Below are 25,475 nucleotides of genomic sequence, written 5' to 3'. Positions count from 1 at the left end.
CCCTGATCGAAAGATCAGGGCCTTTTTTTATCAAGTCGGTGTTTGCTCATCCATTATTCCCAACTCATGTTTGACCAGCTCCAACAACCTGCCGGTATCGACAGGTTTGAGCAGGAAGTCGACCACGCTCAGATGCATTGCGGCGATTGCGTCTTTCACGTCGGCGTCGCCGGAAACGATGATGAACGGCATCGCCGCCCGGACTGACTCTCGCACCTGGCGGATCAGGTCCAGGCCATCGATGTGCCCCATTCGCAAATCAGTGATCACCAGGCCAATCGTTGGTTTTTCGATCACCATTTTGAGTGCAGTTTCGCCACTGGCGGCGGTCATGCAACGAATACCGTCCAACGCAAGAATCTCCGACAACAGCTCACGCGAGTCTTTATCGTCGTCAACGATCAGCACCCGCTGCGCCGGTAAATCGGGTTCGAGCATGACGGCACTCAGCGCCTCGCGCTCGGCATCACTCAAAATATCGTGGTCGGACATGGCTTTCTCTACGTTTTCAATTCAATCCCCTAGCACTTTCGTCAGACATCGCTAAGTAGACCTTCAATGTGCACTTCGTCGGAAACTTTTCCTATAGCCAATGTAGGAGGTTTTTCCTGCATTTGCGTCAGACATTTCTTAACTTCCGAAGCCTGCACGCCCCGACCTAGACTTACGTCCAATGGGCACCCTGCATGTACGAGCCGACCATGGGGGTAGTCATCCGACAACAATTCAAAAAAGACTGCGGTAATGGTTATGAGTAGAGAGGACGCCTTTACACAGGCAGGGAAAACCGCGGTGTTGCAGAACATCCAGGGCACTTTGCAATTCCTTCAGCGATTCCCGCCCTTCAATCAAATGGAACACGCGCACCTGGCGTACCTGGTTGAACAATGTCAGCTGCGTTTTTATGCGCCCGGCGAAAGCATCATCAAACCGGCCGACGGGCCGGTTGAGCATTTCTATATCGTCAAACAAGGACGGGTTGTGGGTGAGCGCCCGCATACGGCCAAGGGCGGCACCGAAACCACCTTCGAAATCACCACCGGCGAGTGTTTCCCCCTCGCCGCGCTGCTGGGCGAGCGTGCTACCCGCACCGAACACCTGGCGGCCGAAGACACCTTTTGCCTTCAGCTCAACAAGCTGGCGTTCATCAAGTTGTTCGCCCTTTCCACCACGTTTCGCGACTTCGCCCTGCGCGGTGTCAGCAGCCTGCTGGATCAGGTCAATCAGCAAGTCCAGCAAAAAGCCGTGGAAACCCTCGGTACTCAATATTCGCTGAACACGCGACTGGGCGAATTGGCCATGCGCCATCCGGTGACTTGCAGCCCCGCCACGCCATTGCGTGAAGCCGTGACCCTGATGCATGAGCAACAGGTCGGCAGCATCGTGATTGTCGACGAGCGCAAAGCCCCGCTGGGCATTTTTACCCTGCGCGACCTGCGCCATGTGGTGGCCGACGGCACTGACGACTTCAACGAAGCGATCGAACGCCACATGACCCAGGCGCCGTTTTTCCTGTCGCCGGACCACAGCGCCTTCGATGCGGCGATCGCCATGACCGAACGGCACATCGCCCACGTCTGCCTGGTGAAGGACCATCGTCTGTGCGGCGTGGTGTCCGAGCGCGACCTGTTTTCCCTGCAACGGGTGGACCTCGTCCATTTGGCGCGGACTATTCGCAGCGCCCAGAAAGTGGAAAACCTGGTGGCGCTGCGCGGCGAGATCGGCCAACTGGTCGAACGCATGCTGGCGCACGGTGCCTCCTCGACCCAGATCACCCACATCATTACCTTGCTCAACGATCACACCGTGTGCCGGGTGATCGAACTGACCCTCGCCGAAAAAGGCGACCCTGGGATTCCATTCAGCTGGCTGTGCTTCGGCAGCGAAGGCCGCCGCGAACAGACGCTGCACACCGATCAGGACAACGGCATTCTTTTCGAAGCCCGGGACGCGGCGCATGCCGCCGAAATTCGCGGCAAATTGCTGCCGATTGCCCAGCAGATCAACCAGAGCCTGGCACTCTGCGGCTTCACGCTGTGCAAGGGCAACATCATGGCCGGCAACCCCGAACTGTGTTTGTCCCGGGCCGAATGGGCGCGGCGTTTTGCGGCGTTTATTCGTGAGGCGACGCCGGAGAACCTGCTGGGATCGAGCATTTATTTCGACCTGCGGGTGGTCTGGGGCGACGAACAAGGTTGCGAGCAGCTGCGTCGGGGAATTCTCGATCAGGTGAATGACAACCGGTTGTTCCAGCGGATGATGGCCGAGAACGCCTTGCGCAACCGCCCTCCGGTCGGGCGTTTCCGTGAGTTCGTGCTGGCGCGCAAGAATGGCGAGAAAGCCACGCTGGATCTGAAGGTCCAGGGGCTGACGCCTTTCGTCGATGGCGCCCGATTGCTGGCCCTGGCCCATGGCATCGAGTCCAACAATACCCTGGAGCGCTTTCGCGAACTGGTGGCCAAAGAGGTCATCGAACGGCTCGACGGCGCTGCGTATGAAGAGGCCTACCACTTCATCCAGCAAACCCGCATGCAGCAACATCAGCTACAGACTCGGGAGAACTTGCCCTACTCCAACCGGGTCGATCCGGACAGCCTCAATCATCTGGACCGACGGATCCTGCGTGAATCCCTGCGCCAGGCTCAACGCCTGCAAAGCAGCCTGGCCCTGCGGTATCAGCTATGAGCCTGTTTTCATGGCTGCGTCCGGCGGGCCCAAGCCTGACCGCTGAACTCCAGCTACGTCTGCAACGCTTACCCTCGGCGGCCGATCTGAGCGAATGCAGCCTGCGCGAGCAGCGCTGGGTGGTGCTCGACCTGGAAACCACCGGGCTGAACCTGAACAAGGACCGGGTGTTGTCCATCGGCGCGGTGGTGATCGAAGACGGAGCGATCGATTTCAGCCAGCAGTTCGAACGCACGCTGCAATGCGCGGATATGAAGGTAGGGCCCAGCGTATTGATTCATGGTCTGGGGCCTAGCGCGATTGCCGCTGGCAGCGATCCGGCTCAGGCACTGGTCGAATTTATGGAGTTCGTCAGAGACAGCCCGGTGCTGGCGTTTCATGCGCCGTTCGATCAACACATGCTGGGGCGTTCGCTGAAAGAGCATCTGGGCTACAAATTGCAGAATACGTTTCTGGATGTGGCGGACATCGCACCGTTGCTGTGTCCTCAGGCGCACATTCGCGATGCCGGGCTCGATGACTGGATCGACTGGTTCAAGCTGGAAGTCTTCGAACGCCACAACGCCAGCGCCGATGCGTTGGCCACCGCGGAGCTGGCGTTGATTCTGTTCAGCCGGGCGCGGCAGCAGCAGATTCATAGCCCGTTGAATTTGCAGCAGCGGGTGAGTCAGTGGAAACGCCGGCAGCGGGCGCCGTCCTTCTAAATCTGCGGCGCCTGTTCTGACGCCTTCGCGGGCAAGCCTCGCGCCTACAGGTTTTGTGTCGATCTGTGGAACGACGACATCCTGTAGGCGCGAGGCTTGCCCGCGAAGCACGACAACGCGGTCCACCTGAAGACTCCCCATCAAAAACCACCTGACCAGTGGCCAATTGCTTACCTCCCCCGCCTCTGCCACAATCGCGAACAATTCTCGTTAGTTAACATTTCCCAATCGGTGATGCTGCGTGTCGTCAGTCCAAAGCCCCCAAAGTGAGCTCGTTGGTGCGTTGTATCGCGACCATCGCGGTTGGCTATTGGCCTGGCTGCGACGCAATGTGGCCTGCCCGCAACGGGCCGAAGACCTGAGTCAGGACACCTTCATGCGCCTGCTCGGCCGTGATGAGCTGAAGGAGCCTCGTGAACCGCGGGCGTTTCTGGTGGCGATCGCCAAGGGCTTGCTGTTCGATTATTTCCGTCGCGCAGCGCTGGAACAGGCCTACCTCACCGAATTGATGCTGATCCCCGAAGGCGAACAACCGTCGGTGGAAGAACAGCAGCTGATCCTCGAAGACCTGAAAAACATCGACCGCCTGCTTGGCAAGCTTTCCAGCAAGGCCCGGGCGGCGTTTCTCTATAACCGCCTCGACGGCCTCGGCCATGCGCAAATCGCCGAGCGTCTGGGCGTGTCAGTGCCTCGGGTTCGCCAATACCTGGCCCAAGGCATTCGTCAGTGCTACATCGCGCTGTACGGTGAGCCGGTATGAACCCGGTCAGCTCCAAACCGGTATCAGCGCAGGTGCTGGATGCCGCGATTGCCTGGCAATTGTCCCTGGATTCCGGCAGCCCGGTGGAGCGCGAAGAGTTCACCAAATGGCACGCCGCCCACGAGGAACACGCGCGGGCCTGGCGCCAACTGGGCATGCTCGACCAGCGTTTCAGCGTCGCCAGCGGCCCGGCGCGCACGGCGTTATTGCAATCGCGCGAAAGCATTCGCCGACGGGTGCGCAAGCTCGGCAGTGGCCTGGCCAGCGTCGTCGCAGTAATCGGCTTGGCGCTGTTCGTCGGTGATCGTCATTTGCCCATCGACTATTGGCTGGCCGACCAGCGCACCGCCACCGGCGAGCAGCGCACCCTGCGCCTGAGCGACGGCACGCTGATCAACCTCAACACCCACAGCGCGGTGGACGTGCGTTTTGACGAAAAGCAGCGGCTGATCATCCTTCAGGAAGGGGAAATTCTCGTCGAAACCGGTCATGGCGACGCTCGACCGTTTATCGTCGAAACCCGTGAAGGCAGCCTGCGCGCGCTGGGTACGCGGTTCCTGGTCAAGCGCGAGGACGACGGCACGCGACTGAGCGTGTTGCAGTCCGCGGTGGCCGCCCACCCGCAGTCGAGCCCTGAAGAGCAGATCCTGCATGAAGGCCAGCAAGTGCTGATGCGCAGCAATGGCCTGGGCCCAATCGTCGCGCTGAACCTCGGCGCCGATGCCTGGACCCGCGGCATGCTGGTGGTGGACAACACACGACTGGAAGACCTGGTGCACGAACTCGGTCGATATCGACGGGGGCATTTGGGCGTTGCGCCGGAGGTGGCTGACCTGCGGATCACCGGTAGCTTCCCCCTGCACGACACCGACAAGGCGCTAAGCGCGCTGCTGCCGACCTTGCCCGTGCAGATCGAACAGCACACGCCGTGGTGGGTGACGGTGGCGAAGGCCGAAGCCAAGCCCTGAGGGGTGTTGCGTCTGATCGGCCGCCTTCGCGGGCAAGCCTCGCTCCTACAGGATGTCATCGCTCCACAGGTCGACACAAAACCCGTAGGAGCGAGGCTTGCCCGCGAAGAGGCCGTCAACAACAGCACACATCTAGACTCAGCCCCTCACTTACTGAATCGAAATTATTTTCATCCAGCCCTATCACTTTGGGATTCTCATTCGGCACCTAGGCAATTGAGAAATATTTCCATTCAGGAGCCGCTGTATGTCCCGTTCGCTAGACACCTTGTTGCGCCCCAGCTTGCTGGCCATCGCCATTGCCCTTTGCGCCCCGCTGGCCAGCAGTCAGCTGATTGCCGCTGAACAGGCGTCCAGCGTTCGCGCCTACAACCTGCCGGCCGCGCCATTGGCCAGCACGCTGAACCAGATCGCCAGCCAAGCGGGCCTCGCGCTGTCGTTGAACCCTTCGCTGGCCGCGGGCAAGACCTCAGCGCCGGTCAAGGGCCAGTACGACGCCGCCAGCGCCTTGCGTGAAGCCTTGCGCGGCACCGGTCTGCAACTGGAACAAAGCAACGCCGGCACCTACAGCCTGGCCGCCATCCCCGAGGGCACGCTGGCCCTGCCGGAAACCGCCGTCATCGGTGTCCAAAACACTGAAAGCGCCTGGGGCCCGGTGGAAGGCTACCTCGCCACGCGCACCGCCGCCGGCAGCAAGACCGACACCGCGCTGGTCGAAGCGCCGCGCTCGATATCGGTCGCCACTCGCCAGCAAATGGAAGATCGCAATGTGCAGAACCTCGATGACGCCGTGCGCTACATGCCCGGCATCGTCGCCAGCAGCTACGGCAGCGACACCCGTGCCGACTGGCTGCGGGTCCGGGGCTTTGAGCCGACCCAGTTCCTCGATGGCCTGCCGCTGCCGAAAGGCACCTACGCCAACCCGAAACAGGAAACCTGGAACCTCGATCGCCTCGCCCTGCTGCGCGGCCCGGCGTCGTCGGTCTACGGCCAGACCCCGCCGGGTGGCTTGCTGGACATGGTCAGCCGCCGTCCAAGCGCTGAAGACAGCCACGAGATCCAGCTGCAATACGGCAGCGACAACCAGCGCCAGATCAACTTCGCCAGCACCGGCAAAATTGATGACGAAGGCCAGTTCCTCTATAGCCTGAGCGGCGTGGTGCGCGACAGCGGCACGCAGATCGACCACGTCGACAACAAGCGCTACAACATCGCGCCAAGCCTGACCTGGAACATCGACGAAGACACCCGCTTCACCCTGCTCACGCAATTCACCCGCGACGATACCGGCATCACCAGCCAGTTCCTGCCGGTGCAGGGCACCAAGATCGACATGCCGTTCGGCAAGGTTTCCCATCATAAGAATCTCGGCGACCCGGACTGGGAATACTACGACCGCACCTACTACGCTCTGGGCTATGCGTTCGAACATCGCTTGAACGACGTCTGGCAGTTCAAGCAGAACCTGCGTTACACCAAATCCGATCTGTCGTTCCAGGGGCTCACTGTCGGCTCGTATCCGTTCACCCAGGTGGATAACGAAGGCAACGTCGGGCGCACCAGCACCATCGTCGATGAAGACATCAGCCAGTTCGCCGTGGATAACAATTTCCAGACCGACTTCGCCACCGGCGATGTCCGTCACACCCTGCTGCTGGGCCTCGACCACCAGCGCAGCAACACCAACTACACCTCGATTTTCGGCGACGGGCTGACCACCAACGTCAACAACCCGATCTATGGCCAGCCCATCGTTCGTCCACCGCGCTCCACCGCGTTCTACGACTACAACCAGAAGACCTACCAGACCGGCCTGTACGTGCAGGATCAAATGGCCCTCGACCAATGGCGCCTGACCGTCGGCGGACGTGAGGATTGGGTCCACACCAGCACCGAGTTTTTCAACAAGGGCGATGCCACCAACACCCAGCGTGACAAGAACTTCAGCGGCAACGCGGCAATCAGCTATGTGTTTGATTCGGGCTTCGTGCCGTACTTGTCGTACGCCGAATCCTTCCAGCCCACCACTGGCGCATCAGCCTCCAGCACCGAATCGTTCAAGCCGACCGAAGGCAAGCAGTGGGAATTGGGCATCAAGTACCAGCCACCGGGCAGCAACACCCTGCTCAGCGCAGCGGTGTATGACCTGACCCAGAAAAACGTCTCGGTCACCACCACCGTCGGCGCCACACCGATCACCAGCCAGACTGGCGAAGTGAAGGTCAGGGGCCTGGAGCTGGAAGCGGTATCCGACGTCACCGAAAACCTGAAAATCATCGCGGCCTACACCTTGGCCAAATCCGAAGTGCAGAAAGGCGACTACAAGGGCAATCGTCTGCAATTGATGCCCAACCAACAGGCTTCGCTGTGGGCCGATTACACCTGGCACGCCGGCGTACTGGATGGCTTCGGCATTGGCGCCGGCGCTCGCTACACCGGCAACACCTACGGCGATCAGGGCAACACCTGGCTGGGCAAGGCCGACGCCTACACCGTGTTCGACGCGGCGGTCCATTACGACCTCGGCCGCCTGGACAACAGCCTGAAAGGCGCGTCCCTGGCACTGAACGCGACCAACCTGCTGGACAAGGACTACATCTCCACCTGTGACAGTTTCTACTGCTACTACGGCGACCAGCGCAGTGTCGTCGCCAGTGCAACTTACAAGTGGTAAATGCCTGAGCTGAACGCTCCAAGACCAAGCCGTCCTTCGGGGACGGCTTTGGTATTTCTGAAGGCCATCAAATGAAAAGTAAAACAATTCGCCGCTGGTCGTTCATCCACACCTGGACCAGCCTGATCTGCACCGTGTTCCTGCTGATGCTGGCGCTGACCGGCCTGCCGTTGATCTTCCACCACGAGATCGACCACCTGCTGGGCGATGCCGCCGAGTTGAAGCAAATGCCGGCGGACACCCCGCAGCTGAATTTGCAGCAGTTGGTGCAGGCGGCGGAAGAACATCGCCCCGGCGAAGTCATGCAGTATTTCGGCTTCGACGAAGAAGAGCCCAACGCCGCGATCGCCATCATGGCGGCCACCGCCGGTACCGAGCCCAATTCGTCGCACACCTTCATGCTCGACGCCCGCACCGGCGAAGCGCTGGAGATGCCGTCGGCCAACGGCGGTTTCATGATGGTGATGCTGCGCCTGCACGTGGACATGTTCGCCGGTCTGCCGGGCAAGTTGTTGCTGGCGTTCATGGGGCTGATGTTTGTCGTGGCCATCATTTCCGGGACGGTGCTGTACCTGCCGTTCATGCGCCGCTTGAAATTCGCCAGCGTGCGCCAGGACAAGTCCACTCGCCTGCGCTGGCTCGACCTGCATAACCTGATCGGCGTGGTCACCCTGACCTGGGCACTGGTGGTCGGGGTGACCGGCGTGATCAGTGCCTGCGCCGACCTGCTGATCGCCGCCTGGCGCAACGACGCACTGAGCACGATGATCGCGCCCTACCGCGACGCGCCACCGCTGACGCAATTGGCACCCGCGACCCGTTTACTCGACATCGCCAAGGAAGTCGCGCCGGGCATGCAACCCGATTTCATCGCCTTCCCCGGCACGCGGTTTTCCAGCGAACACCATTACGCCGTGTTCATGAAAGGCAGCACCCACCTGACTTCGCACCTGCTGACCCCGGTGTTGATTGACGCCAGCACCCTGCAAGTCACGGCGGTGGCGGAACGACCGTGGTACATGGACGCCATGGGCATGTCGCAACCCCTGCACTTTGGTGATTACGGTGGCATGCCGATGAAAATCCTCTGGGCGACTCTGGATGGGCTGACCATCGTCGTGCTGGGCAGCGGGGTTTATCTGTGGGTAGTGCGGCGCAAGGCGGCGAAACCTGCGCTCGAGCAAGCGGAGGCTCAAGCATGAGGCCACGACAGTCGAACTTCTGGAAGGTCTTCGCCACGCCCACCGTGATCGCGCTGCTCAGTGCCGCGGGGTTGTTCGCCGCGTTGCTGGGCGACGGCGTGTGGGATGCCTTGAGCTGGCTTGGCTTGGGCGTCCCTGCCGTCCTGGCCCTGCGCGGCCTGCTGCAACGCCGCTGATCCTTGTGGGAGCGAGCCTGCTCGCGATGGCGGCCTGACATTCAACAGGGGTGCTGAATGTAAACGACCTCTTCGCGAGCAGGCTCGCCCCCACGATCTTGAGCAATCTCTTGAACGCGCTATGCTGCCCAGCATTGCCCAACTCCGAGATGCTGCCATGTCCGCCCCCAGCATGACCCTGTTCCACAATTCGTTATCGCCCTTCGTCCGCAAAGTCATGGTGCTGCTGCACGAAACCGGTCAGACCGACCGCGTGGCGCTGCAAGACTGCGTGCTCACACCGGTAAGCCCGGATCAGGCGCTCAACGAAGACAACCCGCTGGGCAAGATCCCGGCCCTGCGCCTGGCCGACGGCAACGTTATCCATGACAGCCGGGTGATCCTCGATTACCTCGATCATCAACACGTCGGCAACCCGCTGATCCCCCGCGACGGCTCGGCCCGCTGGCGCCGTTTGACCCTGGCCTCGCTGGCCGACGGGATCATGGACGCTTCGGTGATGGTTCGTTATGAAGTGGTCCTGCGCGCCCCCGAAAAACAGTGGGACGAATGGCTCGATGGCCAGCGCGACAAGATTCGTCGCGCGCTGGCGCTGTTGGAGAAGGACGCGATTGCCGAGCTGACCAGCCATTTCGATGTGGCGGCGATCAGCGTGGCGTGTGCGCTGGGTTACCTCGACCTGCGCCACCCGGATCTGCAATGGCGCGAGGCGAATCCGCAATTGGCGGCCTGGTATTTCGAGGTGAGCCAGCGGCCGTCGATGGTGGCGACGATGCCGAAGGTCTAGATCTTCGCTGGCTGTACCGGCCTCATCGCGAGCAGGCTCGCTCCCACAGTTGATCGGTGGTGTGCACGAACCTTGTGTTCACTGCAGATCCCTTGTGGGACCGAGCCTGCTCACGATGGCACCACACCGGGTCAACAGGAAACAAACCGAATATCTGCTTCGCCAACTCTTCCCCCTCCCGCTGATCCTCGCGCAACCCCACCGACCGGCTCATTCCACCGCCCCCAGATCAAACGCCAACGGCTTGGCCGGCTTCTGCCCGATCCCGTACCAATCCAGCTTGCGGGTCAGCACCATGAACACGCCGAGCAAGCCGAACAGCAACAACGAGCCCATCAACAACGCGTAGTCCTCGGCACTCAACAAGCCGTAGAGCAAGCCATACAACGCCGCCAACCCCGCCGAAAAGCTCAAGCCGTGACGCGCGCTTCGCAACACATGGCAGACATAGAACCCGATCAGCAACACGCAGCCGCCGGCCGACAACAGATAAGCCAGGGCAAAACCGATGTGCTCCGACAGCGACAGCAGCAACAGGTAGAAGAACGCCAGCGCAACCCCCACCAATGCATATTGCACCGGGTGCACCGCGAGGCTTTTCAGCACTTCGAAGAGGAAGAAGCCGGCGAAGGTCAGCACGATAAACAGCAGTGCGTATTTGATCGCTCGGTCGCTCTTGAGGTATTGGTCCACCGGATCAATGAAACTCACGCCAAAGCTGCGGCCGCTGTACGCCTCGCACCCACCGCCGGATACGCAACTGCTCAGCGCTTCCTGCAGGTTGGTGGAGAAAAACGAGGTCTGCCAGTTGGCGGTAAACCCCTGATCGGTGACTTCACGCTGGGCCGGCAGGTAGTTGCCGATAAAGCTTGGGTGCGGCCAGTTGGCGCTCAGCGACACCTTGCTGGTCTTGCCCACGGGAAGGATCTGCAACTGACCGGTGCCTTGCAGCCGCAGGTCGAAACCGAAGGTCAATTCCGTGGATTGCCTGGCATCCAGCGCTGGCAATGTCACGTGTACACCTTCGCCTAACCAGCCCACCTGGGTCCCCGGAACAAAGTCCAGCCGCTGGTCATTGAGTTCGAGTTTCAGGGCGTTTTCGATGCCGCGAATGTCGCTGATCCCGACCGCCAGAAACGGTTGGTCGAACTGGTAATCGGCGAAGTCTTCCTTGATGCCCAGTTGCGCCGGGACCGAGAAATGCCCGCTGATGCGGTTGTCGGCGTGGAACAGTCGCGCCTCGTAAATGCCTCGGGAGCGCAGTTCGGTCTGCACTTGGCCATCGAGTTCGAAGCGTTCCGGGAGGAAATACAGACGACCGCGCTCCTCACCGACTTCCTGATAACGCTGGTTGGTTTTTTCGTTGAGCTTCCAGGTGCGCACCACTTTGCGATACGGCACCACCATCAGCGGCCCGCTCAGTTGCTGGCTGTAGCTGGAGCTGCGGGCAATGTCTTCAAGCACACCGTCGCGCAATTGCTGGCGGTCCTGGATGACGCCGTTGATCATCAGCAACGGAATCAGCAATAGCAGAATCAGAAGGGCGATTGCCCCGAGTTTTAGGGTCAGGCTGCGGTTCATGGGACTCTCCCTGTTTGGATGGGGAGAGTCTGGAATCGGTGTGTGGGGGATTTATGAGGGGAATATGGAGATTGTGTGGAGTCTGGGCCGGCCCCATCGCGAGCAGGCTCGCTCCCACAGTTGATCTGCGGTCCCCCTGCAGGAGTGAGCCTGCTCGCGATGGGCCGCAACTCGGTCCTAAGCCAGGTGCAACCTGACTTCAACACCACCCTGGACATTGCCGATGCTCAATGCCCCACCATGCAGCTTCACCACTTCTTCCACAAAGTTAAGCCCCAACCCGGTGCTCTTGCGCCCACTGTCCGGGCGCGGCAGCGAGTAGAAACGCTCGCTCAAACGCGGTAACGCATAGTCGGGAATCGCCTCGGCCTGATTGAACAACCTGAACTCGATCTGCTCACCGACCCTCTCGGCGCTGAACCGCAGCAGCCCCTGAGGCGGGGTGAAATCCAAAGCATTCTCCAGCAGATTCCCCAGCGCCTGACGCAACAGAAACGGCTCGCCATGCAGGGTCATATCCGGCGCAATCCTCTGTTCCACGCGCAACTTTTTCCCTTCGATCCGCGCGGCCTGGGCGTTGAGCAACTCATCCACCAAACCCGCCAACGGCACCGCCACCCGCTCTTCCAGCCCTTGACGCTGTTCGACCTGGGCCAGGTTCAGCAACCGCTCAATCAACTGCTGCATCCGCACACTTTCACTGTCGATGTTGCTGACGAAACGCTGCTGCTGAGCCAACGGCATTTCACCTTGCAGCAACTCCGCTGCACCGCGAATCGCCGCCAATGGGCTTTTCAATTCATGGGTCAGGGTGTGCACATAACGCTCGACGTAGGCTTTGCCTTCCAGCTGGGTTCGCATCTGTTCCACCGCCGTCGCCAGTTGCTCCAACTCCCCGCCGCGATAATGCGGCACCTCGACGCGCCGGCCCTCACTCACCGCTTGGGCATAGGCGGTCAACCGCCGCAGCGCCGCGCTCAACCACCACGACAACAGCGCGCCGAACAGCAGGCCCAGGCCGATCAACCCGGCGCCATAAGCGAGCAATCGACGTTCGGTGCGATCCACGTAAGGCTGCAACGAACTGTTGGGCTTGGCCACGGTGACCACGCCGATGATCTGGCCGTTGTCGCGAATTGGCGCGCCGACGTGCATCACCGAAGAGGTCGCATCGTTCGGATCGCTGCGGGTGGAACGTGCGCCGTATTCACCGCGCAACGTCAGGTAGACGTCGTTCCATCGTGAATAGTCCTGCCCCACCGCTGCGCCACTGGAGTCCAGCACCACGAGGCCTTTGGCGTCGGTGACGTAAATCCGGTGGTTGACCTGGTTCTTCGGCAAGCCCCAGATGCTTGCCTTCGGCTGCCGTTCGCCATAGGCCCTGAGCAGCTCGGGCCAGCGGTTCTGGTTGAGGGTGCCGGCCTTGAAATCGTCGCGCAGGATCTCGGCCATCAGGTTGGCGGTGTCGACCAGGGTTTCTTCCGTGGACTGGCGCACCCCTGGGCGGATTTCTTCCATCACGGTGTTGAGCACGAAGTAACCGGTCAGGCCGATAAACAGCACGTAGACCAGGAAAATCCGGATCCCCAACGGCATCAGCTGTGCCCCGGGCTGTAGCTGTAACCGAGGCCGCGATGGGTCTGGATCGGTTCGGCGTCAGCCTTCACCAGACGCAATTTGGCGCGCACGCTTTTGATATGGCTGTCGATGCTGCGCTCGTAACCGGCATCGGCGGCCACGCCCAGCGCATCGAGCAATTGCTCGCGACTGAAGACGCGTTCGGGTTGTTCCAGCAGGCATTGCAGCAGACGGAATTCGTGCCGGGTGAGATTCAATGGTTGATTGCGATAGCTGATCTGCACGCGTTCGCAGTCGACCCGAAACAACGCCGATGAGACTTCGGCCACCGGTCGCGGCGCCATGCGCTTGAGAATCGCCCGGACCCGCGCCGCGACTTCCCGGGGGCTGAACGGCTTGACCACGTAGTCGTCGGCGCCGATTTCCAGGCCCACGACGCGGTCGATTTCTGCGTCACGGGCGCTGAGGAAGATTACCGGCACTTCGCTGAAACGCCGCAGTTGCTTGCAGGTCTCGAAGCCGCTGATGTCTGGCAGGCCGATGTCGAGAATGATCAGGTCGGCCGGGGTCTGGCGCTGATGCTCCAGCGCCGCCGCGCCGAGGCTCAACCAGGTCGTGGTGAACCCCTCGCCCTGCAACGCGAATATCAGGGTGTCGGCAATCGCCGCTTCGTCTTCGACAATCAGGATATGAGGCATGGCGTCCGAGCCCGGCAGTTAAGTGGGCGAACGGTGCCCCAAGCCTCTCGTTCCGTCAATCAGCAGTCGGGTTTGTCGGCCGTGAAACGCCGCGCCGGGTTGACCGCCGCACCGAATTCACGCAAGGCCTTGGCACCGATCAACAGCGGATAGTTGAAGCTGCTGCGGTCGGTAAGGTTGACCTCGACGGTGCGCTTGACGTTGCCCAGGCACAGTTCCAGATCGACTACCGGGCGCTTGGTCGGCTCGACGGCTTCCTTGTCATCGTCATCCTCTTCGGAGCGGGTCTTGATCTTGCTGATCCGCGCAACCTTATGCTCGTAGACCTTGTTGCTCGCGTCTTTGGTGGCGAGGCGGAAACGGACCCACTCGTCGCCGTCGCGGGTGAAGGTTTCGATGTCCTTGGCCGACAGCGAGGCCGTCAGGGCGCCGGTGTCCATTTTGGCCTTGAGGACTTCGCCGCCGATTTCCGGCAGCGCAATGTATTCGTAACGCCCGTACAGCGTCGGCTCGGCGGCCAGGACCGGCAGGGCCACGAGAGAAAGCAGTGCAAGGAGGGATTTCACGTAATGGGCATCCTTTGGGAATGGGGGCGCAGTGGCCAAATTCTAGACCGCAAACAACAAAGATAGTTGGACGGCCACCTAGCTTTGTGGCGAGGGAGCTTGCTCCCGTTGGGCGGCGAAGCCGCCGTAAATCCATTCAACTCGGTGTTCCTGACACGCCGCTTCACATTAGCTTTTGGGGCCGCTTCGCAGCCCGGCGGGAGCAAGCTCCCTCGCCACAGGTGATCTCATCAGGCGGCAAGCATAACGATGTAAAGGTGAAACATTCGTCACCGCCGATTTGGCCTGCGGCCCGAAGCTGAATATCATGACGCGCCCAAACGCTTTCAAGAGTTACTTATGCGCCGCCTGCTCACCGGCTGTTTCGTTACCCTGCTGCTGTTGCTCAACACCCTGGTCCTGATCGGGCCGCTGATGGTGTTTGCGCTGCTCAAACTGGTCTTGCCTGGTCGCTATCGCGACTACGCCTCATGGGCGGTGATGTGGATCGCCGAAACCTGGGCCGAGATCGACAAGCTGATCTTCAAGTGGTGCATCCCGACCCAGTGGGACATTCGTGGTGGCGAGGGTCTGCGCGTCGATACCTCATACCTGGTGATCAGCAACCATCAATCCTGGGTCGATATCCCGGCGTTGATCCAGGCCCTGAACCGCCGCACGCCGTTCTTCAAGTTCTTCCTCAAGAAGGAACTGATCTGGGTGCCATTCCTGGGGCTGGCGTGGTGGGCCCTGGATTATCCGTTCATGAAGCGCTACACCAAGTCATTCCTGGCCAAGCACCCTGAGCTGGCCGGCAAGGATCTGGAAATCACTAAAGCGGCGTGCGAGTTGTACAAGCGTCAGCCGGTGACCGTGGTCAATTATCTGGAAGGCACCCGATACACCGCAGCGAAAAGCACTCAGCAGCAGTCACCCTTCACTCACCTGCTCAAGCCCAAGGCCGGCGGCGTGGCGTTTGTCCTGGCGGCAATGGGCGAACAGCTGGATGCCGTGCTTGATGTGACGGTGGTGTATCCGCAGCAGCAGATTCCGGGGTTTTGGGATTTGATCAGTGGCAACGTGCCGAGGGTCATCATCGACATCAAGACCCGAGAACTCGACCCGGCGCTGTGGCAAGGCGATTACGAAAACGATCCGGTGTTTCGCGAAACGGTCCAGAACTGGGTCAACCAGCTCTGGATCGAGAAGGATCAACGCATCGACGCGTTGTGCGCCGAGCGCCGTTGAATCAACTGCCGGTGCCGGCGCCCCAGATCCCGCCCAGGCTTTCCAGCAACGAGCCACCAACGCCCTGCTGACCGAGGTATTGCAACAGCACCGGGGCAAACTGGCCGATCATGCCGCTGTCCATGCCCAACGCGCTGAAAGCGTTGTTCAGATCGTTGGTGTTCTTCACGGCACCAAAGGCATTGTCCAGACCGGCCGCCTTGCCGGAAGACCCAAGCAGGCCGGCCAGCGCACCCAGCTCACCGCCGCCGGACAACTTGTCGATACCCGGAACGCTTTTGGCCAGTTCCGAGTAATCGGTCGAGTTCAACTGATTCTTCGCCAGCCCCAGCATCGCCCCAGTCCCGCCGACGGCCTGTTGAGGTGTCACGTTCAATTCGCTGAGCGCGCTCAACAATCCGGCCGTTTCTGACGTTGGCGCAGCCGCTGCGGCAGCATTACCCCCCTGCATGCTCGAAGCCGCTTTGGTCACATCGTCCAGGCTGAAACCGGCGAAGACCGGGCTGGCCGCGAGGGTCATCAGCGAAGCCAGTGCTAAACCGCGTGAAATCTTCATCCAGACATCCTCTTGCGCCGTGAGAGCCACCCGTGTGTGGGCGGGAAAACTGCCGATTTGACCGGGGTTTGGGGGGTGTTGTTCCTTGCTGGCGCAGGCATTTTTTGCCTTTGGAAGTGCATAGCATGAGATAGACCAGTTAATTGACTGCTATAAGAAACAACCTGACTACATCAAACCGGTATAAAAATCTGTCATATCTGACAGTTGCGACCGTTTCGCAGCACAAACTAAGCTGAGTTTGTAACAACAGCAATCGGGAGTGAGTTATTAAATAGCAGCTCGCACCTCTTCGTTTTCGATCTGGTAGGAAGCATTAATATGGCTGACAGAGAAACAGGTATAGTTAAATGGTTTAACGATGAAAAGGGCTTTGGATTTATCACTCCAGATAGTGGAGGAGCGGAACTTTTCGTACACTTCAAAGCAATTGAATCAGACGGCTTTAAAAGTTTGAAAGAGGGACAAGCAGTATCTTACGTTTCAGAAAAAGGGCAAAAAGGTCAACAGGCTGCGCAGGTTCGCACCGAATAAATAAACAATGACCAAAGTCGTTGAAGACTCGACCAGGCCTGCTTCCACCTAGTGGTTAGGGCAGGCCATTCTTATCGGAGACACGGCGATGAGGCGAAAAACAGAAAAGTTCGATACTACAGTCATTAACGAACCTACTTCGTCGCCATCGAAAAGTTTGGAACATATAGAACTGGAGACTCAACCAATTATCTTTTGCATCAACCCGGGCGACCGTCATCCAAAGGTCGGCGATAAGGTGACGTATGACCTAGTCCAAGGCGATAACGGACAGTGGTACGCAAAGAACATCATAGTGGTAAGCGACAAAAAGCCTCATTAAATCTATTTAGTTTTGACCGTAAGTCCAGCTTCTCTTTTGCGCACATACCAACTGAAGCTATTGTTTTTCTTCACTTACGGCAATTAGCTGGCAATAGGTATCAACGCGAGTGTTTATTACGGACAAACAAACGGGGGTTAGACACCATGCAGACAAAGATTATTGCCAGCGTTTTAGCAATCCTGACCGTGAGTAACTATACCTACGCAGATACTTGCCCTGAACCCTCATCTATTTACAAAACAAAGAGTGGCTTTGAAGCCAAGGACAGATCCGGCCATATCTGGAAAGGAGAAGATCCGGGACAACCGGTCGATGTTAAGACTCTGGTTTTTGAAGATGCGGCGTATATTACTGAAGACGAAACCGAAAACGGGCCAGTGAAAGTCAGTCAGTTGAGTTGCCGCTACCAAAATCTGGCCTTGTTTCTAGACAATGTAGTCAACTGGAAAGCCGCGGCGCCTGCGAATTGGGACGAATCGAATCGCTGTTATTCTAAACCCAACAATGACTGCTCATTCTCTTTGAGCAATTAGGTGTCACCGGACAGCCATAAAAAAGGGCGACATCTCTGTCGCCCTTCTCCCGTCTTGCGTAACGCTTACGCCGCACTGAACAACTTATGCGGATCAATCACAAACTTCTTCGGCACGCCCGCATCGAACTCGCCATAACCGCGTGGCGCGTCATCAAGGCTGATGACTTCCACGCCAACGATGTCGGCAATGTGAATGCGGTCCCACATGATCGCCTGCATTAGCTGGCGGTTGTATTTCATCACGGGCGTCTGGCCGGTGTGGAAGCTGTGGGATTTGGCCCAGCCCAAGCCGAAGCGGATGCTGAGGCTGCCCATTTTTGCGGCAGCATCGACGGCACCTGGATCTTCGGTCACGTACAGGCCCGGGATACCGATTTTACCCGCCACACGCACCACGCCCATCAGCGAGTTGAGCACGGTGGCCGGGGCCTCGTGTTTCACACCGTCATGGCCGTGGCCGCGCGCTTCGAAGCCTACGGCGTCGACGGCGCAATCCACTTCTGGTTCGCCCAGCAGCGCAGCGATTTGTTCGTGCAGCGGGGTGTCCAGGGACAGGTCGGCGATTTCAAAACCCTGGGCCTTGGCGTGTGCCAGGCGGACGGTGTTGACGTCACCAACAATCACCACCGCCGCGCCCAGCAGGCGGGCGGACGCGGCAGCGGCCAGACCGACAGGGCCGGCGCCAGCGATGTACACGGTGCTGCCTGGACCAACGCCGGCGGTGACTGCCCCGTGGTAACCGGTCGGCAGGATGTCGGAGAGGCAGGTCAGGTCGCGGATTTTTTCCATCGCGCGATCACGATCAGGCAGTTTCAGCAGGTTGAAGTCGGCATACGGCACCATCGCGTATTCAGCCTGGCCGCCGGTCCAGTCGCCCATGTCGACATAACCGTAAGCACCGCCCGGACGCGCCGGGTTAACGCTGAGGCAAACACCGGTATGCATTTCCTTGCAGGAACGGCAGCGCCCGCAAGCCACGTTGAACGGCACGGAGACTAGATCGCCGATCTGCAGGTTTTCGACGTCGCTGCCCTTCTCGATCACTTCGCCAGTGATTTCATGGCCCAGCACCAGGCCAGTCTGAGCAGTGGTACGGCCGCGCACCATGTGCTGGTCGGAACCACAGATGTTGGTGGAAACCACACGCAGGATGACGGCGTGGTTAATCTTCCTGCCGCGCGGGTCCTGCATTTTCGGATAGTCGATTTTTTGCACCTCGACCTTGCCATTGCCGAGATACACCACACCACGATTGCCAGACATGCTTTCACCTCGCTGTTGTTTTTATGTAGCGGTCGCGTCGCCATGAAGCGGCGGCGCGTTGATTGCTCGGGTTATTGCCTGTGTCTTGTGTTGCCTGATAGGGCCTCTTCGCGAGCAGGCTCGCTCCCACATTTGATCGGGGGTGTACACACGTCTGTGACCAACACAAAACCGGTGGGAGCGGGCCTGCTCGCGAAAGCGAACTAGAGAACGACCGTGCGATTGGCGTTGAGAAACACTCGTCGTTCAATGTGATACCCGACGGCCCGCGCCAGGGTCAGCCCTTCGATATCCCGACCTTTGGCGATCAAGTCTTCCGGGTAATGACTGTGGTCCACCGCCTCCACGCCCTGGGCGATGATCGGCCCTTCGTCCAGGTCGTTGTTGATGTAGTGCGCCGTGGCGCCGACCAGTTTCACGCCCTTGTTGTAGGCTTGGTGATAAGGCTTGGCGCCCTTGAAACCCGGCAGCAACGAGTGATGGATGTTGATCGCCTTGCCGTCGAGTTTGCGGCACAACTCTGGCGACAGGACTTGCATGTAGCGGGCAAGGATCACCAGTTCAGCGCCGGACTCTTCGATCACCTGCCACACCTGACGCTCTTGCGACGGCTTGTCGTTCGGGTCCAGCGGGAAGTGGTAGTACGGAATCTGATGCCAGTCGGCCAACGGTTTGAGGTCCGGGTGGTTGGACACCACGGCGGCCACGTCCATCGACAATTGGCCAATACGTTGGCGGTAGAGCAAATCGTTGAGGCAGTGATCGGCCTTGGAGACCATGATCACCACTTTTGGCCGGTAGTTCGGTGGTGTCAGCTCGAAGACCATGCCGAAGGCTTTGCCACGCTCTTCCAGTCCGGCGCGGAAGGCTTGCTCGTCGAAGCCATCGGGCTGGCGGAATTCCACGCGAATGAAGAAACGGCCCGAGAGCCGGTCATCGAAGGAATGGTGCTCGGTGACGTAGCAGCCCTGCTCGAACAGAAAGCGGGTCACCGCGTCCACGGTGCCGAGGACGCTTGGGCAGTCGGCGGTCAGAATCCATGTGTCTGGGGCGCGGCTCATAGTGCGGTGACTCCTGCTGCTACAACTGTGATCAGAGATAACTCTGTGGCGAGGGAGCTTGCTCCCGCTGGGTTGCGAAGCGACCCCAAAATCAGCGACCGCATTCCCTCAGGAGGAATGCGGGCTCAGGTTTTACGACTGCTGCGCAGCCGAGCGGGAGCAAGCTCCCTCGCCACAGGGGAACGATCATTAAGCCTGGACGCTCAGGCCGTATTCCGCCGCCGCATCCTGCAACCACAACCACCAGTAATCCGAGAAGCTGCGACGGATCAGCAGTTCCCAGGTGTCTTCGGCGGTGTGGCGGATCACCAGTTGCGACTTGGCAAACACGGTGCCGACAGCCTTGCCCACCGGGAAGCTGTTGGGGTGCACGTCGTAGCTGGTGGATTTCATCAGCACCTGGCGCACGTTCGGGCCGCTCAGTTCGAGGATCTGCTGGCCGCCGCTGACGTTGGTGATCGCGATGTGCAGGTCGCCCAGCGCTTCACGCAGTTTTTGCTCGGCCGCGAATTCTTCGCCGGTCGGCACGATCAGCAGCCATTCATCCGGCCCCATCCATTGCAGGCTGGTTTCGCCTTTGACGACGACGGTCAGCGCGGCCGGCAGTTCGATCCCGAGGGCCTTGTGCACGCCAGCGGCGAACGCCGCATCGTGGCCATCACCACGAATGGTCAGGTGGCCGAGGAGTTTTTTCTCACGCACGATCACGCCGGCGCTTTTACGGCCCTTGCCCACCAGGCTGGCGAGGTCGGCATGATGCAGCGACGACTCGGCCTTGGCCCCGGTGGTTGGGCGTTGTTGGTACACATTGGCTGCGGTCATAAAGCACCTTTCCTGAATTCTGTTGGTTCCTGTGGTGGCTGCACTGCCGTCATCGCCAGCAGGCTAGCTCCCACATTTGACCGCGATCTCCTGTGGGAGCGAGCCTGCTCGCGAAGGCGGTAGCAGGCACCCCACAGGACCCGAAGCCATTAGATGTTCTGGCGATCACCCTTTGGATCGAAGAACACCGAAGAAACGATTTCCGCCTCGATCACGCTGCCATCGGCCAGCGGTGCGAACACGCGCTCACCGATGCGCTTCAAACCGCCCTTCACCACGCCCATGGCAAACGAATAGCCCAGGGAGTTGTGCAGGTAGCTTGAAGTGACGTGACCGACCATCGTCATCGGGATCGTCTGCTTGGTGTTGAACACCAGTTGCGCACCTTCCGGCAGCCATTTGGTCGGGTCGATCGGCTTCAGGCCCACCAGCTGTTTGCGTTGATCACGCACGCAGTCTTCGCGGTTCATGCCACGCTGGCCAATCCACGAGAACGGTTTGGTGCGACCGACACACCAGCCCATGTTCAGGTCGTCCGGGGTCATCGAGCCGTCGGTGTCCTGACCGACGATGATGAAGCCCTTCTCGGCCCGCAGGATGTGCATGGTTTCGGTGCCATACGGGGTCAGGTTGTACTGCTTGCCAGCCTCGACGATTTTCTCGAGCACGCCCATCGCATAGTCGGCTTGCACGTTGACTTCGTACGACAGCTCACCGGTAAACGAAATCCGGAAAATCCGCGCCGGCACACCGCCGACCAACGCTTCTTTCCAGGTCATGAACGGGAAGGCTTCGTTGCTCAGATCGGCGTCGGTCACTTCGCTGAGCAGCTTGCGGCTGTTCGGCCCGGACAGGGTCATGGTTGCCCAGTGATCCGTCACGGACGTGAAGTACACCTTCAGGTCTGGCCATTCGGTCTGGTGGTAGATTTCCAGCCATTGCAGCACGCGAGCAGCGCCGCCGGTGGTGGTGGTCATCACGAAGTGGTTATCGGCCAGGCATGCGGTCACGCCATCGTCGAACACCATGCCGTCTTCTTTGCACATCAGGCCGTAACGGGCCTTGCCCACGTCGAGCTTGGTCCAGGCGTTGGTGTAGATGCGGTTCAGGAACTCGCGGGTGTCCGGGCCCTGGATGTCGATCTTGCCCAGGGTCGAAGCGTCCAGCAGGCCGACGCTGTCGCGCACGGCTTTGCATTCGCGTTTAACGGCAGCGTGAATGTCTTCACCGTTTTTCGGGAAGTACCAAGGACGCTTCCACTGACCGACGTCTTCAAACTCGGCGCCGTTTTTCACGTGCCAATGATGCAGCGCGGTGTGACGCACCGGTTCGAAGATGTGCCCACAGTGACGACCGGCCACGGCGCCGAAGGTAACCGGCGTGTAGTTCGGGCGGAACATGGTGGTGCCCATCTGCGGGATGGTCACGTTCAGCGAACGGGCGGCGATGGCCAGGCCGTTGACGTTGCCGAGCTTGCCCTGGTCAGTGCCGAAGCCCAGTGCGGTGTAGCGTTTGACGTGCTCGACCGACTCGAAGCCTTCGCGGGTCGCCAGTTCGATGGCGGCGGCGGTGACGTCGTTTTGCAGGTCGACGAATTGCTTCGGTCCGCGCGCGGTGCCTTTTTCGTGTGGCACCTGGAACAGCGCCAGGGTGGGCTCTTCGAGACGGCTCAGGGCTTTCGGCAACGTGCCTTCGACCACACTGAAACCGGCTTCGCTGGCTGCGCGAGCGCCGCCTTCAAAACCATCGGCCAACGAATCGCCGAGGCCGTAGACGCCGTTGATGCCACCAACGCACACGCGTTTCTGCGGTGCTTCGCCCGGTACGAAACCGAGGATGTCTTCACGCCAGATCGGTTTGCCACCCAGGTGAGAAGCCAAGTGAACCACCGGGCTGTAACCACCGGAGCTGGCGATCAAATCGCAATCAAGCCACTCGCCAGGGCTGGTCACGGCGTGTGCTTTGACATCGATCGCGGCAACGCGAGCGGCGGTCACGTGCTTGCTGCCACGGGCCTCGATCACGGCGCTGCCGGTCAGGATGCGAATGCCTTTGGCGCGCGCTTCTTCAACCAATGCACCGCGCGGATTGCTGCGGGCGTCGGCGATGGCCACCACTTGCAGGCTGGCATCGAGCCAATCCAGGGCAACGCGGTAGGCGTGATCGTTGTTGGTCGACAGCACCAGTTTCTTGCCCGGTGCCACGCCGTAACGGCGAACGTAAGTCGAGACAGCGCCGGCCAGCATGTTGCCCGGCACGTCGTTGTTGCCGTAGACCAGTGGGCGCTCGTGAGCGCCGGTCGCCAGCACCACACGTTTGGCGCGAACCCGGTGGATGCGCTGACGCACCTGGCCAATCGGAGCACGGTCGCCGAGGTGATCGGTCAGGCGCTCGTGAATGGTCAGGAAGTTATGGTCGTGGTAACCGTTGACCGTGGCGCGCGGCAACAGCAGCACGTCCGGGGTGTCTTTGAGTTCGGCGATGACGCTGGCGACCCACTCGACCGCTGGCTTGCCGTCGAGGCTTTCGCGGGAGTCGAGCAGGCTACCGCCGAACTCTTCCTGTTCATCGGCGAGGATGACACGAGCACCGCTGCGCGCAGCCGCCAGTGCAGCGGCCAGACCTGCGGGGCCACCGCCGACGATCAGCACGTCGCAGTGCTGGTTCATGTAGTCGTAGGTATCCGGATCGTTCTCGGTCGGCGAGCGGCCAAGGCCGGCGGCCTTACGGATGTACTTCTCGTAAGTCATCCAGAACGATTGCGGGTACATGAAGGTTTTGTAGTAGAAGCCCGGCGGCATCAGCTTGCCGCCGACCTTGCCGAGAATCCCCATCATGTCGTTGTTGACGCTTGGCCAGCCGTTGGTGCTGGTGGCGACCAGGCCTTGATACAGCGCTTGTTGCGTGGCACGTACGTTCGGGATCTGCGTGGCTTCGGTCGCGCCGATCTGCAGCACGGCGTTCGGCTCTTCAGCGCCGGCAGCGAAGATGCCGCGCGGACGGGAGTACTTGAAGCTGCGACCGATGATGTCGACACCGTTGGCCAGCAGGGCAGCGGCCAGCGAATCGCCTTCAAAGCCTTTGTAGACCTGACCGTTGAAGGTGAAGCTCAGCACTTTGTTGCGGTCGATCCGTCCGCCGTTGGACAGGCGATTGATCTGGCTCATACCTTCTCTCCCAGAGCCGTCGTGGCCGCTTTCGGGCTATCGGTCTTGTCGGTGAACTGCGGCTTGGCGCCGATCTTGTAGGTCTCGAGAATCTCGTAGGTCACGGTGTCGCGGGTCGCGTTGAAATACTGACGGCAACCGGCGACGTGATCCCACAACTCGTGGTGCAGACCGCGAGGGTTATCGCGGAAGAACATGTAGTCGCCCCACTCCTCGTCGGTGCAGGTGTTCGGATCCAGTGGGCGCGGAATGTGCGCCTGGCCGGATGCGTGGAATTCCTCTTCGGAGCGCAACTCGCCGCAGTGAGGACAGAAGATATGCAACATGGGGATTTCTCCTGTTAGTGGGCAACCGCAGCAGCGCCGTGTTCATCGATCAACGCACCGTTGTGGAAACGGTCGATGGAGAAAGGTGCAGCCAATGGGTGCATTTCACCCTTGGCCAGACTCGCGGCAAACACGTTGCCCGAGCCAGGTGTGGCCTTGAAGCCGCCGGTGCCCCAACCGCAGTTGAAGAACATGTTCGGGACCGGGGTTTTCGAGATGATCGGGCAGGCATCCGGTGTGGTGTCGACGATGCCGCCCCACTGCCGGTTCATGCGCACGCGGGACAACACCGGGAACATCTCGACGATGGCCTGGATGGTGTGTTCGATCACCGGGTACGAACCACGCTGGCCGTAGCCGTTGTAGCCGTCGATACCGGCGCCGATCACCAGGTCGCCCTTGTCGGACTGGCTGATGTAACCGTGTACGGCGTTGGACATGATCACGCTGTCGATAATCGGCTTGATCGGCTCGGACACCAGCGCTTGCAGCGGGTGGGATTCGATCGGCAGGCGGAAACCGGCCAGCTTGGCCATGTGCCCGGAGTTACCGGCGGTCACCACACCGACGCGCTTGGCGCCGATGAAGCCTTTGTTGGTTTCAACGCCGATGCACACGCCGTTTTCCTTGCGGAAGCCGATCACCTCGGTCTGCTGGATCAGGTCCACGCCCAGTGCGTCGGCGGCACGGGCAAAGCCCCACGCCACGGCATCGTGACGGGCCACGCCGCCGCGACGCTGAACGGTTGCGCCCATCACCGGGTAGCGAGTGTTCTTCGAGCAGTCGAGGTACGGGATCTCGTCGGCCACTTGCTTGGCATCGAGCAGTTCGCCGTCGACGCCGTTGAGGCGGTTGGCGCTGACCCGACGCTCGGAATCACGGATGTCTTGCAGGGTGTGGCACAGGTTGTAAACGCCGCGCTGGGAGAACATGACGTTGTAGTTCAGATCCTGGGACAGGCCTTCCCACAATTTCATCGCGTGTTCGTACAGGTGCGCCGACTCGTCCCACAGGTAGTTGGAGCGAACGATGGTGGTGTTGCGCGCGGTGTTACCGCCGCCCAGCCAGCCTTTCTCGACCACGGCCACGTTGGTGATGCCGTGCTCTTTGGCCAGGTAGTAAGCCGTGGCGAGACCATGCCCGCCACCGCCGACGATGACCACGTCATAGACCTTTTTAGGGGTCGGCGTGCGCCACATTTTCTGCCAGTTTTCGTGATGGCTGAGGGAGTGTTTGAAGAGGCCGAAGCCCGAGTAGCGTTGCATAGTCATTTACTCCAA

23 protein-coding genes are annotated in these 25,475 nt (G+C 60.3%); 11 read left to right on the top strand and 12 right to left on the bottom strand.

All coding sequences use genetic code 11. The features are described 5' to 3' along the window. Positions 1-30: 30 nt before the first annotated feature. On the bottom strand, positions 31-492 hold the full coding sequence (locus AC1ROI_RS31650) for a response regulator (protein WP_102593750.1): 462 nt from the start codon (positions 490-492) through the stop codon (positions 31-33). A 252-nt stretch (positions 493-744) separates the two neighbouring features. Between AC1ROI_RS31650 and AC1ROI_RS31645 the strand changes: the two genes are divergently transcribed. The 8 genes from AC1ROI_RS31645 (at position 745) to AC1ROI_RS31610 (ending at position 9,956) form a co-directional block, all read left to right on the top strand. Continuing rightward, the gene (locus AC1ROI_RS31645; RefSeq protein ID WP_042932509.1) at positions 745-2,685 is read left to right on the top strand and encodes a putative nucleotidyltransferase substrate binding domain-containing protein; all 1,941 of its coding nucleotides are present in this window, start codon (positions 745-747) and stop codon (positions 2,683-2,685) included. Further along, a complete protein-coding gene (locus AC1ROI_RS31640) occupies positions 2,682-3,389 on the top strand; it encodes a 3'-5' exonuclease (protein ID WP_010467084.1) in 708 nt (235 codons plus the stop codon). Before AC1ROI_RS31645 ends, AC1ROI_RS31640 begins: the two co-directional genes overlap by 4 nt. Positions 3,390-3,630: 241 nt before the next feature. Further along, positions 3,631-4,149 (top strand): RNA polymerase sigma factor, encoded by a 519-nt coding sequence (locus AC1ROI_RS31635; protein WP_010467082.1) that lies wholly within the window; start codon positions 3,631-3,633, stop codon positions 4,147-4,149. Further along, entirely contained in the window at positions 4,146-5,117 is a 972-nt protein-coding gene (locus tag AC1ROI_RS31630) for a FecR domain-containing protein (RefSeq protein ID WP_102593749.1), read from the top strand. The genes AC1ROI_RS31635 and AC1ROI_RS31630 overlap by 4 nt, the downstream gene beginning before the upstream one ends. A 247-nt stretch (positions 5,118-5,364) precedes the next feature. Continuing rightward, the gene (locus AC1ROI_RS31625) at positions 5,365-7,791 is read left to right on the top strand and encodes a TonB-dependent siderophore receptor (protein WP_102593748.1); all 2,427 of its coding nucleotides are present in this window, start codon (positions 5,365-5,367) and stop codon (positions 7,789-7,791) included. 71 nt (positions 7,792-7,862) lie between these two features. After that, a complete protein-coding gene (locus AC1ROI_RS31620) occupies positions 7,863-8,993 on the top strand; it encodes a PepSY-associated TM helix domain-containing protein (protein ID WP_102593747.1) in 1,131 nt (376 codons plus the stop codon). Further along, entirely contained in the window at positions 8,990-9,169 is a 180-nt protein-coding gene (locus tag AC1ROI_RS31615) for a hypothetical protein (protein WP_010467072.1), read from the top strand. Before AC1ROI_RS31620 ends, AC1ROI_RS31615 begins: the two co-directional genes overlap by 4 nt. Before the next feature lie 157 nt (positions 9,170-9,326). Next, positions 9,327-9,956 (top strand): glutathione S-transferase, encoded by a 630-nt coding sequence (locus AC1ROI_RS31610; protein WP_102593753.1) that lies wholly within the window; start codon positions 9,327-9,329, stop codon positions 9,954-9,956. 210 nt (positions 9,957-10,166) lie between these two features. On the opposite strand, the gene creD is transcribed toward AC1ROI_RS31610, so the two are convergent. The 4 genes from creD to rloA2 all read right to left on the bottom strand — a co-directional run bounded on the left by creD (position 10,167) and on the right by rloA2 (position 14,379). Continuing rightward, positions 10,167-11,537 carry a cell envelope integrity protein CreD gene (gene creD / locus AC1ROI_RS31605; RefSeq protein WP_102593745.1) on the bottom strand — a complete coding sequence of 457 codons (1,371 nt, stop codon included), beginning with the start codon at positions 11,535-11,537 and terminating at the stop codon, positions 10,167-10,169. 177 nt (positions 11,538-11,714) lie between these two features. Beyond that, the gene (gene creC / locus AC1ROI_RS31600) at positions 11,715-13,133 is read right to left on the bottom strand and encodes a two-component system sensor histidine kinase CreC (protein WP_102593744.1); all 1,419 of its coding nucleotides are present in this window, start codon (positions 13,131-13,133) and stop codon (positions 11,715-11,717) included. Next, a complete protein-coding gene (creB, locus tag AC1ROI_RS31595) occupies positions 13,133-13,813 on the bottom strand; it encodes a two-component system response regulator CreB (protein ID WP_010467062.1) in 681 nt (226 codons plus the stop codon). Before creB ends, creC begins: the two co-directional genes overlap by 1 nt. 59 nt (positions 13,814-13,872) lie before the next feature. Then, on the bottom strand, positions 13,873-14,379 hold the full coding sequence (rloA2, locus tag AC1ROI_RS31590; RefSeq protein ID WP_010467060.1) for a retropepsin-like aspartic peptidase RloA2: 507 nt from the start codon (positions 14,377-14,379) through the stop codon (positions 13,873-13,875). 339 nt (positions 14,380-14,718) lie between these two features. On the opposite strand from rloA2, the gene yihG reads away from it, so the two are divergent. Further along, positions 14,719-15,606: a 1-acylglycerol-3-phosphate O-acyltransferase, YihG family gene (gene yihG, locus AC1ROI_RS31585; RefSeq protein ID WP_102593742.1), complete on the top strand. Its 888-nt coding sequence runs from the start codon at positions 14,719-14,721 to the stop codon at positions 15,604-15,606. Position 15,607: 1 nt separating this feature from the next. On the opposite strand, the gene AC1ROI_RS31580 is transcribed toward yihG, so the two are convergent. Then, positions 15,608-16,162: a DUF2780 domain-containing protein gene (locus AC1ROI_RS31580; RefSeq protein WP_102593741.1), complete on the bottom strand. Its 555-nt coding sequence runs from the start codon at positions 16,160-16,162 to the stop codon at positions 15,608-15,610. A gap of 321 nt (positions 16,163-16,483) precedes the next feature. Between AC1ROI_RS31580 and AC1ROI_RS31575 the strand changes: the two genes are divergently transcribed. Next, entirely contained in the window at positions 16,484-16,696 is a 213-nt protein-coding gene (locus AC1ROI_RS31575; protein ID WP_083375610.1) for a cold-shock protein, read from the top strand. Between the two features lie 273 nt (positions 16,697-16,969). Further along, the gene (locus AC1ROI_RS31570; RefSeq protein WP_146020186.1) at positions 16,970-17,554 is read left to right on the top strand and encodes a DUF3757 domain-containing protein; all 585 of its coding nucleotides are present in this window, start codon (positions 16,970-16,972) and stop codon (positions 17,552-17,554) included. 65 nt (positions 17,555-17,619) lie between these two features. On the opposite strand, the gene fdhA is transcribed toward AC1ROI_RS31570, so the two are convergent. The 6 genes from fdhA to AC1ROI_RS31540 all read right to left on the bottom strand — a co-directional run bounded on the left by fdhA (position 17,620) and on the right by AC1ROI_RS31540 (position 25,460). After that, positions 17,620-18,819 carry a formaldehyde dehydrogenase, glutathione-independent gene (fdhA, locus tag AC1ROI_RS31565; RefSeq protein WP_077747277.1) on the bottom strand — a complete coding sequence of 400 codons (1,200 nt, stop codon included), beginning with the start codon at positions 18,817-18,819 and terminating at the stop codon, positions 17,620-17,622. Between the two features lie 203 nt (positions 18,820-19,022). Beyond that, complete coding sequence (gene purU / locus AC1ROI_RS31560; protein WP_010467046.1) at positions 19,023-19,880, bottom strand: formyltetrahydrofolate deformylase; 858 nt, start codon at positions 19,878-19,880, stop codon at positions 19,023-19,025. A 189-nt stretch (positions 19,881-20,069) separates the two neighbouring features. Further along, positions 20,070-20,702: a sarcosine oxidase subunit gamma gene (locus AC1ROI_RS31555; RefSeq protein WP_010467044.1), complete on the bottom strand. Its 633-nt coding sequence runs from the start codon at positions 20,700-20,702 to the stop codon at positions 20,070-20,072. Positions 20,703-20,851: 149 nt separating this feature from the next. Further along, entirely contained in the window at positions 20,852-23,869 is a 3,018-nt protein-coding gene (locus AC1ROI_RS31550) for a sarcosine oxidase subunit alpha (RefSeq protein WP_102593738.1), read from the bottom strand. After that, a complete protein-coding gene (locus AC1ROI_RS31545; protein ID WP_010467039.1) occupies positions 23,866-24,195 on the bottom strand; it encodes a sarcosine oxidase subunit delta in 330 nt (109 codons plus the stop codon). Before AC1ROI_RS31545 ends, AC1ROI_RS31550 begins: the two co-directional genes overlap by 4 nt. Positions 24,196-24,209: 14 nt before the next feature. Then, positions 24,210-25,460 (bottom strand): sarcosine oxidase subunit beta, encoded by a 1,251-nt coding sequence (locus AC1ROI_RS31540; protein WP_007947735.1) that lies wholly within the window; start codon positions 25,458-25,460, stop codon positions 24,210-24,212. Between the last annotated feature and the right edge of the window lie 15 nt (positions 25,461-25,475).

This window comes from Pseudomonas sp. GW823-FHT02C02 (assembly GCF_058797635.1).
This window is presented reverse-complemented; position numbering and strand designations above follow the sequence as displayed.

Bases quoted from the DNA above. Each gene is read 5' to 3' on its own strand.
- AC1ROI_RS31650 (WP_102593750.1), bottom strand. From the start codon at position 492: ATGTCCGACCACGATATTTTGAGTGATGCCGAGCGCGAGGCGCTGAGT.
- AC1ROI_RS31645 (WP_042932509.1), top strand. From the start codon at position 745: ATGGTTATGAGTAGAGAGGACGCCTTTACACAGGCAGGGAAAACCGCG.
- AC1ROI_RS31640 (WP_010467084.1), top strand. From the start codon at position 2,682: ATGAGCCTGTTTTCATGGCTGCGTCCGGCGGGCCCAAGCCTGACCGCT.
- AC1ROI_RS31630 (WP_102593749.1), top strand. From the start codon at position 4,146: ATGAACCCGGTCAGCTCCAAACCGGTATCAGCGCAGGTGCTGGATGCC.
- AC1ROI_RS31625 (WP_102593748.1), top strand. From the start codon at position 5,365: ATGTCCCGTTCGCTAGACACCTTGTTGCGCCCCAGCTTGCTGGCCATC.
- AC1ROI_RS31620 (WP_102593747.1), top strand. From the start codon at position 7,863: ATGAAAAGTAAAACAATTCGCCGCTGGTCGTTCATCCACACCTGGACC.
- AC1ROI_RS31615 (WP_010467072.1), top strand. From the start codon at position 8,990: ATGAGGCCACGACAGTCGAACTTCTGGAAGGTCTTCGCCACGCCCACC.
- AC1ROI_RS31610 (WP_102593753.1), top strand. From the start codon at position 9,327: ATGTCCGCCCCCAGCATGACCCTGTTCCACAATTCGTTATCGCCCTTC.
- creD (WP_102593745.1), bottom strand. From the start codon at position 11,537: ATGAACCGCAGCCTGACCCTAAAACTCGGGGCAATCGCCCTTCTGATT.
- creC (WP_102593744.1), bottom strand. From the start codon at position 13,133: ATGCCGTTGGGGATCCGGATTTTCCTGGTCTACGTGCTGTTTATCGGC.
- creB (WP_010467062.1), bottom strand. From the start codon at position 13,813: ATGCCTCATATCCTGATTGTCGAAGACGAAGCGGCGATTGCCGACACC.
- yihG (WP_102593742.1), top strand. From the start codon at position 14,719: ATGCGCCGCCTGCTCACCGGCTGTTTCGTTACCCTGCTGCTGTTGCTC.
- AC1ROI_RS31580 (WP_102593741.1), bottom strand. From the start codon at position 16,162: ATGAAGATTTCACGCGGTTTAGCACTGGCTTCGCTGATGACCCTCGCG.
- AC1ROI_RS31575 (WP_083375610.1), top strand. From the start codon at position 16,484: ATGGCTGACAGAGAAACAGGTATAGTTAAATGGTTTAACGATGAAAAG.
- fdhA (WP_077747277.1), bottom strand. From the start codon at position 18,819: ATGTCTGGCAATCGTGGTGTGGTGTATCTCGGCAATGGCAAGGTCGAG.
- purU (WP_010467046.1), bottom strand. From the start codon at position 19,880: ATGAGCCGCGCCCCAGACACATGGATTCTGACCGCCGACTGCCCAAGC.
- AC1ROI_RS31555 (WP_010467044.1), bottom strand. From the start codon at position 20,702: ATGACCGCAGCCAATGTGTACCAACAACGCCCAACCACCGGGGCCAAG.
- AC1ROI_RS31550 (WP_102593738.1), bottom strand. From the start codon at position 23,869: ATGAGCCAGATCAATCGCCTGTCCAACGGCGGACGGATCGACCGCAAC.
- AC1ROI_RS31545 (WP_010467039.1), bottom strand. From the start codon at position 24,195: ATGTTGCATATCTTCTGTCCTCACTGCGGCGAGTTGCGCTCCGAAGAG.
- AC1ROI_RS31540 (WP_007947735.1), bottom strand. From the start codon at position 25,460: ATGCAACGCTACTCGGGCTTCGGCCTCTTCAAACACTCCCTCAGCCAT.